Genomic DNA, 9,913 nt, shown 5'->3' on the forward strand with positions numbered 1-9,913 from the left:
ACCCGCCCGTGGGAGGCTGAAGTGACGCAGACGAGCCTTTTTCAACGGTCTATGTTTAAGGCAGGCATATTCTGGGCAGAATCACCTCAGAGGTGATCGTATGTCCAACAGACTATGGCCTGTTCATTATTGGCAAGCAAAGAAAAAACGCATTCTGGCGGCTATTACAGCCTTTGAGCGCCGGCGGGACGTTACGGCTACCGGTCTGGTTCTCATCGCTCTGATATTTACAGTCGCCGTCGTCAGCGGTATCCAACTCTCCAACGGCCAATCGGAGAAAGAACAAACCGGTTTACCGGCGCAGCAAGGGGCGGTTCAGTCGGGAGTGGCTGTGACCAAAAACGAGGCGTTGAGCAGTCACTCTGTCACCGGCTTGATTCCGGGGCAGGAACCGGCGGATCTTCTGGCCGCTAAGCCGCCGCCAGCGGCTTCTGTTGAAAAACCGGCATCCAAGGCGTCTTCGGTGCCGGAAAAGGGAATTTGTCCGGTTAAAGGCTCTCCGGGCCTGGATTATGGCTGGCAGTATCACTCTGCCTTCAAAGATTGGCGCTATCATCCCGGAGTGGATATCCTGACCCAGGGGAAAGAACCGGTGAAAGCCGCATTCAACGGTACAGTGGAAACAATCAGCGACGATCCCCGGACCGGACTGACAGTGGTGGTGAAATCCGGACCTTATCAGGTGCTCTACGGTTCCCTGTCCGAAGCCTTCGTGAAACAGGGGCAGAAACTGACCGCCGGACAGGCGGTGGGCTTAACCGGAGAATGTTTCACCGAACCGGGCAATCATTTACATATTGGCATCAAAGAAAACGGGGAGTATCTCAACCCTCGGGAAGTCATTGGAAATTGATGAGCTAAAAATGGTTTTGGCTGAAAAGCAGCTAAGGCCATTTTGTTTTTTTGTAAATAAAAATATCTTCAGCCTCGAATATGAGGGTCGTTCAAAAAGGTTCAGATGCTGGGAAGGCCGGGGACGCGCGTGAGACTGTACAACGCAGATGAGCCTTTTTCAACGACCTCCTGGCATGAATTCCTTTTGTCCGCATATATTGTACCGATAAACAGCGGCGAGGGGAGTCGATGATATGAAAGACTATATAAGAAAACGGGTTCTGGACATTGGAAATCATATTTTGGGCAGCAAGCACACTGTCCGGCAGACAGCAACCGTATTCGGAGTCAGCAAAAGCACGGTGCATAAAGATATGATTGAGCGGTTGCCGACAATTAATGAGCATATGGCCCAGCATGTCAAGTCGGTATTGGAGACCAATAAGGCTGAACGTCACATTCGCGGCGGTGAAGCCACGAGAAAAAAATATAAAGAAGGAAAACCGACCTGCGAAAATTAGAGGAATTTTAGGTAAAATGTAGAATTATTTTTCTAGATTGATACTGGTATTATTCAATCGCCAATCTAAAGAGATGTGAAGCATCTCGTAATAAGAAAACAGATTGATTTTCGACTCGACTACATAGAAGGCTGTTTGACTGCGAAATTTCCGAAAAACAATGTTTTCTTAGTCTACATGTTGCTACTATTTGCTCTAATTTTTTGGACTAGCGGCGGACAAACCATACCAGTAGTGAAAGGGGATTTTTCATGTTCGGGATGACAACTGACATTGGCGTAGACTTAGGAACCGCCAACGTACTCGTGTATGTGAAGGGAAAAGGTATCGTACTGCGTGAACCCTCTGTTGTCGCAATGGATCGGGATACTAATCGCATATTGGCCATCGGAGAGGAAGCCCGCAGAATGCTGGGACGTACCCCGGGAAATATCGTAGCCATTCGTCCGCTGCGTGAAGGTGTCATCGCCGATTATGACACCACAGAAAATATGCTGCGATATTTTCTGCAAAAAATATCCGGAAGTAGCTGGTTTGGCAAGCCGCGGATCATGATCTGCATTCCGTCAGGCGTTACCACGGTGGAGAAACGTGCGGTTCTGGAGGCGGCGATGCAGGCTGGTGCCAGAAAGACCTTTTTGATTGAAGAACCGCTGGCAGCGGCTCTGGGCGCGGGATTGGATATTTCACAGCCCTGCGGCTCCATGGTTATTGATATCGGCGGCGGCACTACCGATGTAGCTGTACTCAGCTTGGGCGGCATTGTTTTAAGCGAGTCATTGCGGGTGGGCGGCGACAAATTTGATGAATCCATTATCCGCTATATCAAAAAAGAATATAACATGATGATTGGCGAACGTACTGCCGAAGAAATAAAAATCAATTGCGGCACGGCCTATCCTCCCGACCGCAACGAGGTGGTCGAGATTCGGGGCCGGGATTTGATTTCGGGACTCCCCAAAACCATGAGGATCAGCTCAGCCGAGACTAAAGAAGCATTGGCTGAATCCATTCAGGGTATTGTGGACACCGTTAAAGCCGTGCTGGAGCGGACTCCGCCTGAACTGGCAGCGGATATTGTCGACCGGGGCATGGTCATGACCGGCGGCGGTTCGCTTTTAAACGGGTTGGACAAGCTCATTCAGCTGGAGACGGGAATTCCTACTTATTTGGCCGACGATCCTCTTTCCTGTGTGGCATTGGGCACGGGTAAAGCGCTGGATGCCCTGGAAAGTCTGCAGGACAGTCTGACTTCTATTAACTCCAATAAAGGGGTAAGCATGTAAAAGGAGTGATAAGATATGATTAGAGGCGTTTACAGTTCAGCTTCAGGCATGCTGGCAGAATCGCTCCGTACCGATGTAACCGCCAATAACTTGGCTAACGCCAACACTACCGGTTATAAGAAGGATGTGGCGGTGAATAAAGATTTTGCCAGCCTTTTGATTAAACGGATCAATGACGGCCAGGAAGAGAATATTGGCCGGCTGGGCGTGGGTGTGCAGGTAGACGAGGTAGTCACTATGCATGACATGGGGGTTACCCGTGTGACCGGCAATCCTTTGGACCTGGCTATCGAAGGCAAAGGCTTTTTTGCCGTGGAAACTCCGACCGGCGTCTGCTACACCCGAAATGGCAATTTCACCCGCGACAGCCTGGGGCAATTGGTGACCCAGGATGGCTACCGGGTGCTGGGACAGGGGGGCGCCATCCAATTGGACGGTTCGACGATAATTGGACAAAATGGCTCTGTACGGGTCACTCTGACTGATGATGATCAGGCTGAAGCCATAGAAGTAGGCCAGCTTCAGTTTGTCGAATTTGACAATGAGAAACAGTTGCGTAAAATCGGCGACAGTCTCTACGTCTATGAAGGGGAACAGCCGCCGGCGCAGGCTTCCGGTATCATCCAGCAGGGCATGCTTGAAGGCTCCAATGTCAATGTTGTCACCGAAATGGTGAACATGATCACCGGTTATCGCGCTTATGAAATCAGCGCCAAAGTCGTCCAAACCCATGATACACTGCTTGACAAGGCGGCTAACGAAGTCGGGAGGGTGTAATGCCCGGCTTCACTGGCTCATCTCATAATGAGTAAATAGTACTACATAAATATTGAAAAAACCCTGATATACTTTAGCATAGATGGGAGGCCGGACCCCTTGCGGGAAGCCTCCTGGCCGCCGATTGACCGACGCGGCCAAACAGTAGGACAAGGATAATGAAATGGGGGTAATGATACACTATGATGCGTTCTTTATGGACTGCCGGGTCAGGCATGGCCGCTCAGCAGGCAAACATCGATGTTATTTCCAATAACCTGGCTAACGTGAATACGACCGGCTATAAGAAAAGCCGCAGCGATTTTCAGGATTTGATGTATGCAACCGTCCGTGCGGCTGGGGCAAACAGCGGCGAGGATACTCAGATTCCCACCGGCATTCAGATTGGCCACGGTGTGCGGCAGGCGGCTACACAAAAAATCTACACCGTAGGTAATCTGCAAAATACCGGCAACCCACTGGATGTGGCCATTGAAGGCGAAGGCTTCTTTCAAATTATGATGGAGGACGGCACAGTGGCCTATACCCGGGACGGCGCCTTCAAAAAGGATTCTGACGGCAGGCTGGTTACATCGGAAGGATATTTGCTGGAACCGGAACTTACCATTCCTGACAACGCTACCGAGATCAGCATTTCTCCCAACGGTGTTGTAACGGCCAAGATATCCGGACAGGTAGATCCCCAAGAACTGGGACAATTGGAAGTGGCCCGGTTTATCAATCCTGCCGGATTGGAAAATATAGGACGCAACCTGCTGCGGGAAACTGCCGCCTCCGGAACACCGGTGGTTTCCAATCCCGGATCTGAGGGTGCCGGCAGCATAGCGCAGCAGTACCTGGAAATGTCCAACGTCCAGATCGTGGAAGAAATGGTGAATATGATCGTGGCTCAGCGGGCCTATGAAATGAATAGTAAAGCGATCACCACCTCTGATGAGATGCTTTCCCAGGTAGCTCAGCTGAAACGCTAGGCAGGGTATGATTAAAAGATGGCTGCTGCTGGTTGCTTTTATGGCGCTGATTGTCCCGAAAACGGTCTGGGCTAATAGTGCGACTGCGATTACGGTCGCGGCCGAATCGATAGTGAAAGGGCCGGACATTACCCTGGGAGAAATCGCCGCCATCAAGGGCCCTGACAATCAGCGGATAAAATATCTGAGCAGAATTAAATTGGGACCTGCGCCGGCCCCGGGGCAGCGTACCCTGTTCACCCGGGAACTGCTGGGAATTAGATTGCAGGCTGCCCAGGCTGACTATGACGGTATTGTCTGGCAGGTGCCACCGGAATTTCAGGTGACAACTGCCTCGCAGCTGCTTGCCGGCGACAGGCTCCAAAAGGCGGCGCTGGCGGGTCTGAAAAAAAAGTTGGTAATAGATGCTTCCGAGGATGTTGAAGTTACCCTGCTTGATCCTGTGGGTGATAGGTTGGCTCCGACGGGAACCTTTTCTTTTGATGTTCAGATTCCCGCGTCAATTCGTTATAGTACACCCATGTCTTTCTATCTCTTAGTGCAGCATGAAGGTACGTTATATCAGCGTATTCCGTTAAAATGCACCGTTCGCAGATTCGCCCCGATAGTGGTTACTGTCCGGCCGATAAAAGCCCATGAAGTGCTGACGGCTGAAAAACTTCAGCTGGAACGGCGGGATGTGGGCAGGCTTACTGCCGATTATATTACGGATATGGAAAAAGTGATCGGACTGGAGGTCAAACGGACCCTGATGACCGGCACTGTTCTTACTGCTTCCCTGCTGAATCAGCCCGTTCAGGTGAAACGCAACAGCCCGGTTACCATTGTGGGACGAGTTGCCGGCATTGAGATTACTGCCGCAGGCGTGGCGTTGCAGGACGGTCGGAACGGGCAGGTCATTCAGGTCCGCAACCAAAGCTCCCAGCGGGTTGTTGCCGCTAAGGTGATCAGCGCAGGTATGGTGCAAGTTTTAACCTATCAAACGAACTGAGGTGACAGTCGTGAACCAGGCAAAAATAAGATTGACTCTGACGGTCAGCCTGCTGATACTTCTCTTTCCCGCCTTGTGTGGTGCTACATCTTTATGGGTGGATAAAGGCACTCTGTTTACTGACCGCAAGGCTCACGCCGTGGGGGACACCATCACCATTATTGTCAGCGAAAGCATGACGGCTCTGCGGAGTGGTGATGCCGCGAATTCCAAAGAATCCAGCATGTCCATGTCTGGTACGGGCGATTTGGATTTCCTGCCTGGTTTTGGCGCCAATTCAAAGGACAGCTTCGCCACCAAAGGCTCCATTTCCAACAAGAACGCCGTTATGGCCAGACTCACCGTCCAGGTTGTCGAAATTAAGCCTAATGGCAATCTGGTCTTGAGCGGCAAGCAAACTATCAAGCAGCACGGTGAAGAACAGCGAATCCTGATCAACGGCACGGTGCGGCCGGAAGATGTTACTGCCGATAATACGGTTTTATCCACTTATGTAGCTAACGCCGAAATCAATATTGAAGGGTCCGGCCCCATTGCCAGAAAGCAGAAGCAGGGAGTGCTGACCCAACTCTTTAATTTCTTATTCTAGGAATCTGTTGCAAAACTCATCTGCAGCCTCGAATCTGAGACCGTTCAAAAAGGTTCAGGTGCAAGGCGTGACGAGGACGGGCGTAAGACTGTGCGTTCATAGGGTACGTCGAACGCCCGCCCGCAGGAACAACGAAGCAGATGGGCCTTTTTCAACGGTCTCTTAGGGACTGGAGGCGAGACGCCTATGCGTAAAGTATTATGTTTATCGCTGATCGCGATGCTGGCAGTCAGCCTGACTGCCGCACTGGCTGCGCCGGTAAATACCCGGATCAAGGATCTGGCCAAAGTGCAGGGGGTCAGGAGCAATCAGCTGGTTGGTTATGGACTGGTGGTGGGTTTGGCTGGGACCGGCGACAGCGATAAGGCGGAATATACCATTCAGTCTATTGCCAGTATGCTGAAGTCTTTCGGCATCACTGCTCCCATGGATAACCTTCGGCCGAAAAATATGGCGGCTGTTATGATTACGGCTGAATTACCGCCTTTTGCCAAGCCGGGAGATACCATTGACATTGCCGTGTCTTCCATCGGAGATGCCAAGAGTCTCCAGGGCGGGACTCTTTTACAGGCGCCTCTGAAGGCTGCCAATGGACAAGTTTATGCTGTCGCCCAGGGAGCCTTGTCTATCGGGGGATTTTCCGTGAGTGGCGGTGGTTCCCGTACCCAAAAGAATTTTCCCACGGTTGGCTCGGTTCCCTCCGGAGCGATTGTAGAGCAGGAAGTTCCCAATCAAATCGGCGCCAACGGTACGATTGCCCTAAGTCTCCGTCAACCGGACTTTACCACGGCCAACCGGATCGCCGAAGCGGTGGAAAGTCGTTTTGGACCGATATCCCAAGCCCGGGATCCGGGAACAGTAGCTGTAACAATACCTAACTATTACCAGCAAAATGTAGTAGGATTTGTTGCTGCCCTTGAAGAATTATATGTAAGACCGGACAGCGTCGCTAAAGTTGTGATTAATGAACGGACTGGCACAGTTGTTATGGGGTCCCATGTGGCTGTCAGCGAAGTGGCGGTGGCCCAGGGCAGTCTGAATGTCCGCATTGTCAACCGTCCGGAGGTTTCCCAGCCAGCTCCTTTTTCAGACGGCGAAACAGTAGTCACTGAGCAGCAGCAGATAACTGTCTCCGACAAACCGGCCAGTTTTATAGTTCTTCCCTCAACGGCCAATGTGGGAGATGTGGTAAATGCCTTGAATGCTGTGGGCGCCACTTCCCGGGATGTAATCGCGATTTTGCAGGCGATGAAAGCAGCCGGTGCGTTGCATGCTGAAATTCAAATTATGTAAAGGCTGCTGCAAAATGCCCATCTGCGTTGTTGCTCCTGCGGTTACTTGCTTGCATACCACTCCGTATGCGGCGCGGCGTATCCTCGTCGCGCCTGCAGCAACCTCGCAGAGGAAATTATAATAGCGGGTGAGATATATGAAAATTAACGGTCTTGGCCTTGGCAACGAAGGCTTGTTTGCCGGCAGGCAAACAATAGAAGAAAACAGTGCCGCAGGATTTAAACAGCACTTGGACGCGGCGGTCGCCAAGCAGGAGAAAAGGACAGACCCCCAACAAGATCCCCGATTGAAAGAGGCCTGCCAGGAGATGGAAGCCGTCTTCCTGAATATGATGATGAAATCCATGCGGGCAACGGTGCAAAAGTCCAGCCTGTTGGGGGACACCTCCCAGGAAGAAATTTTTCGTTCCATGCTGGATGCTGAAATGACAAAAAACATGGCGCATGCAGGGGGAACGGGCTTCGGGGATATGTTATACCGCCAGCTTAGCTTAAACGGCGTAACCGTATCTAACAAGGGCCAGGCACAACGGTAGTGCCTGGCTTTCTTAATAGAATGCGGGGAACGACCCAAATATTTATTATGATTTTCAGACGGGAGGATTACATAGAATGGTGCGACTGCACAAAAAATGGATTCTTATTCAAATGATAGTATGTATGTTTTTGCTGGCGGTTACCGGCTGGGCTGCGCCCGAGCAGCTGGCCCTGCAGCAAATCCGGTTTACCGAGTCAGCGGAATCGGTGCGCGTTGTTTTTGATTTGAACGGAAAACCGACTTATAAGGTGATGCAATTGACAAATCCGGTCCGGATTGTCGTGGATATTGACGGTGCTGTGAACGATTCGGGCGTCACCCAGATGAGTCTGCAGGATCCGTTTATCCAAGGCATTCGGATAGGTCATCCTGAGCCCGGCAAACTTCGCTTCGTCATCGATTGCAAACTGGTGGCGGCGCCCAAGGTGTTTACCCTGACCAACCCGGACCGTCTGGTCATTGACCTTGCCAAAATTTATGAACATAAAAACCAGGATGAGATCCAACCTGGCCTTACCCATACTTCCTGGGTGCGGGGCCGGACCGAAGGCCCTGTGGGCATTTACATCCTGGAACTGGATCCCAAGGCCGGATTCGCTTTAAAGCCAGCTCTGTCCAATGATATGATTCCGGGAACAGAACCACTGACCCAAATCAGCAACCGCCATAATGCGATAGCAGCAGTCAACGGCTCCTATTTCGCCCCTAACGGCGAGATTATCGGGCTATTGAAAATAGACGGGGAAATCATCAGCACGCCGCGCCGGCCGCGTACGGCAGCGGGGATCTTAAATGACGGCAGCGTGATTATTGATCAGGTGAACTATCAGGGAACAGCCATGTTGCCCGAAGGCACTCTGGTTGCTATCAACGGGGTCAACTATCAGCGCCCGGACAATGAGCTGATTCTCTATAACCGCCATTATGGACAAACTACCCGTACCAGCAACTCCGGCGCTGAATACACGATTATTGCCGAAACGGTTGTATCCATTCAAAACGGTAATTCTTCCATTCCCACCAATGGGGTGGTTCTGTCAGCTCATGGCACAGCTGCGAAAAAACTGGCCCATTTAAATGTAGGTGATCGAATCCACATCAGCCAAACTCTGGGCAAACAGTGGGATGAAACCATCCATGTCCTGGGAGCCGGACCGATGCTGGTCAAGGACAGCAGTATCTACCTGACCACTAAAATCGAAGAATTTGGCGCCGATGTGGCTGGCGGCAGGGCGCCGCGGACAGCGATAGGCGTCAAACCGGATGGCAAAATCCTGTTAGTAGTGGTGGATGGCCGGCAGAGCCGCAGCGTTGGCTTCAGCTTGCTGGAACTGGCCATACTGATGCAGGAACTGGGCGCTGTCCATGCCATGAACCTGGACGGCGGCGGTTCCAGTGAGATCCTTGTCAACCAAAAAGTAATGAATAAACCCTCGGATGGCAAAGAACGCCGGGTAGGCAGCGGGTTGCTGGTTGTGCCGCATAAACTTGCTATTTAGCGTGAATCAGGTATAATGAAAATAAGACGATAGATCACGATACGATGTATTATATCCAGGATCTGTACCTGTAGCGTCTCAATAATGCAGGCGCATCCTCTCGTTACGAGAGCGCGCCGGGGAGGTAGATGCGATGTCCCGCAACCAAAAGAGGCTTTTGATCGTCAGTATTCTGATGATCATCTTGGTTAGCGCCTGGGTCTCAGCTGCCGGCGTTCTGGTGGACCAACGCAGTGTACTGTCCGGCAAAGTGCATGCTGTTGTCGGTCCTGGCTCTGCCGTAAAGGAAGGCGATGTCCTGGTTGTCGTCAATACCATTGTCGGGCCTTCACCCGCCGTGCGGGCTACCGTAGACGGTGTAGTGAGAGAAATCCTCGTCAAGCCGGGCCAAGATGTCCGGCAGGGGACGATTGCAGTCCGCATAGAGCCCAGTAAAGGGAACCGTTGAAGAAGGCCCATCTGCATCACTTCAGCCTCCTGCGGGCGGGCTCAGTCAGAAGCGCCTCTTTTCGGATTCTAGGCAATAGATATTTTGCTGTGACTACGCCGAAAAGCGACCTACTTTCTTCCTGATCTCACGATGCTTCGCATCTTTCTAGTATCGACGTACCCGCG

11 protein-coding genes are annotated in these 9,913 nt (G+C 51.7%); all 11 read left to right on the plus strand.

What is annotated here, in order from left to right; translation table 11 throughout:
• The first annotated feature begins 100 nt into the window (after positions 1-100).
• The 11 genes from ALO_RS20815 to ALO_RS09520 all read left to right on the plus strand — a co-directional run bounded on the left by ALO_RS20815 (position 101) and on the right by ALO_RS09520 (position 9,746).
• Positions 101-853: a M23 family metallopeptidase gene (locus tag ALO_RS20815; RefSeq protein WP_004573277.1), complete on the plus strand. Its 753-nt coding sequence runs from the start codon at positions 101-103 to the stop codon at positions 851-853.
• Between the two features lie 235 nt (positions 854-1,088).
• On the plus strand, positions 1,089-1,355 hold the full coding sequence (spoIIID, locus tag ALO_RS09475) for a sporulation transcriptional regulator SpoIIID (protein ID WP_004573278.1): 267 nt from the start codon (positions 1,089-1,091) through the stop codon (positions 1,353-1,355).
• Positions 1,356-1,606: 251 nt separating this feature from the next.
• Positions 1,607-2,641: a rod shape-determining protein gene (gene mreB / locus ALO_RS09480; protein ID WP_004573279.1), complete on the plus strand. Its 1,035-nt coding sequence runs from the start codon at positions 1,607-1,609 to the stop codon at positions 2,639-2,641.
• A gap of 15 nt (positions 2,642-2,656) precedes the next feature.
• Positions 2,657-3,418: a flagellar basal-body rod protein FlgF gene (flgF, locus tag ALO_RS09485; RefSeq protein WP_004573280.1), complete on the plus strand. Its 762-nt coding sequence runs from the start codon at positions 2,657-2,659 to the stop codon at positions 3,416-3,418.
• Between the two features lie 182 nt (positions 3,419-3,600).
• Positions 3,601-4,389, plus strand: coding sequence for a flagellar basal-body rod protein FlgG (gene flgG, locus ALO_RS09490; protein ID WP_004573281.1), 789 nt, complete (start codon positions 3,601-3,603; stop codon positions 4,387-4,389).
• 7 nt (positions 4,390-4,396) lie between these two features.
• A complete protein-coding gene (gene flgA / locus ALO_RS20820; RefSeq protein WP_004573282.1) occupies positions 4,397-5,380 on the plus strand; it encodes a flagellar basal body P-ring formation chaperone FlgA in 984 nt (327 codons plus the stop codon).
• A gap of 10 nt (positions 5,381-5,390) precedes the next feature.
• Positions 5,391-5,969 (plus strand): flagellar basal body L-ring protein FlgH, encoded by a 579-nt coding sequence (locus ALO_RS09500; protein WP_004573283.1) that lies wholly within the window; start codon positions 5,391-5,393, stop codon positions 5,967-5,969.
• A gap of 186 nt (positions 5,970-6,155) precedes the next feature.
• Positions 6,156-7,262, plus strand: coding sequence for a flagellar basal body P-ring protein FlgI (locus tag ALO_RS09505; RefSeq protein ID WP_004573284.1), 1,107 nt, complete (start codon positions 6,156-6,158; stop codon positions 7,260-7,262).
• A 136-nt stretch (positions 7,263-7,398) separates the two neighbouring features.
• A complete protein-coding gene (locus tag ALO_RS09510) occupies positions 7,399-7,797 on the plus strand; it encodes a rod-binding protein (protein ID WP_004573285.1) in 399 nt (132 codons plus the stop codon).
• A gap of 76 nt (positions 7,798-7,873) precedes the next feature.
• A complete protein-coding gene (locus ALO_RS09515) occupies positions 7,874-9,298 on the plus strand; it encodes a phosphodiester glycosidase family protein (protein WP_004573286.1) in 1,425 nt (474 codons plus the stop codon).
• Between the two features lie 133 nt (positions 9,299-9,431).
• Positions 9,432-9,746, plus strand: coding sequence for a biotin/lipoyl-containing protein (locus ALO_RS09520; RefSeq protein WP_004573287.1), 315 nt, complete (start codon positions 9,432-9,434; stop codon positions 9,744-9,746).
• Positions 9,747-9,913: the final 167 nt, after the last annotated feature.

The organism is Acetonema longum DSM 6540 (assembly GCF_000219125.1).
Lineage (GTDB): Bacteria > Bacillota > Negativicutes > Sporomusales > Acetonemataceae > Acetonema > Acetonema longum.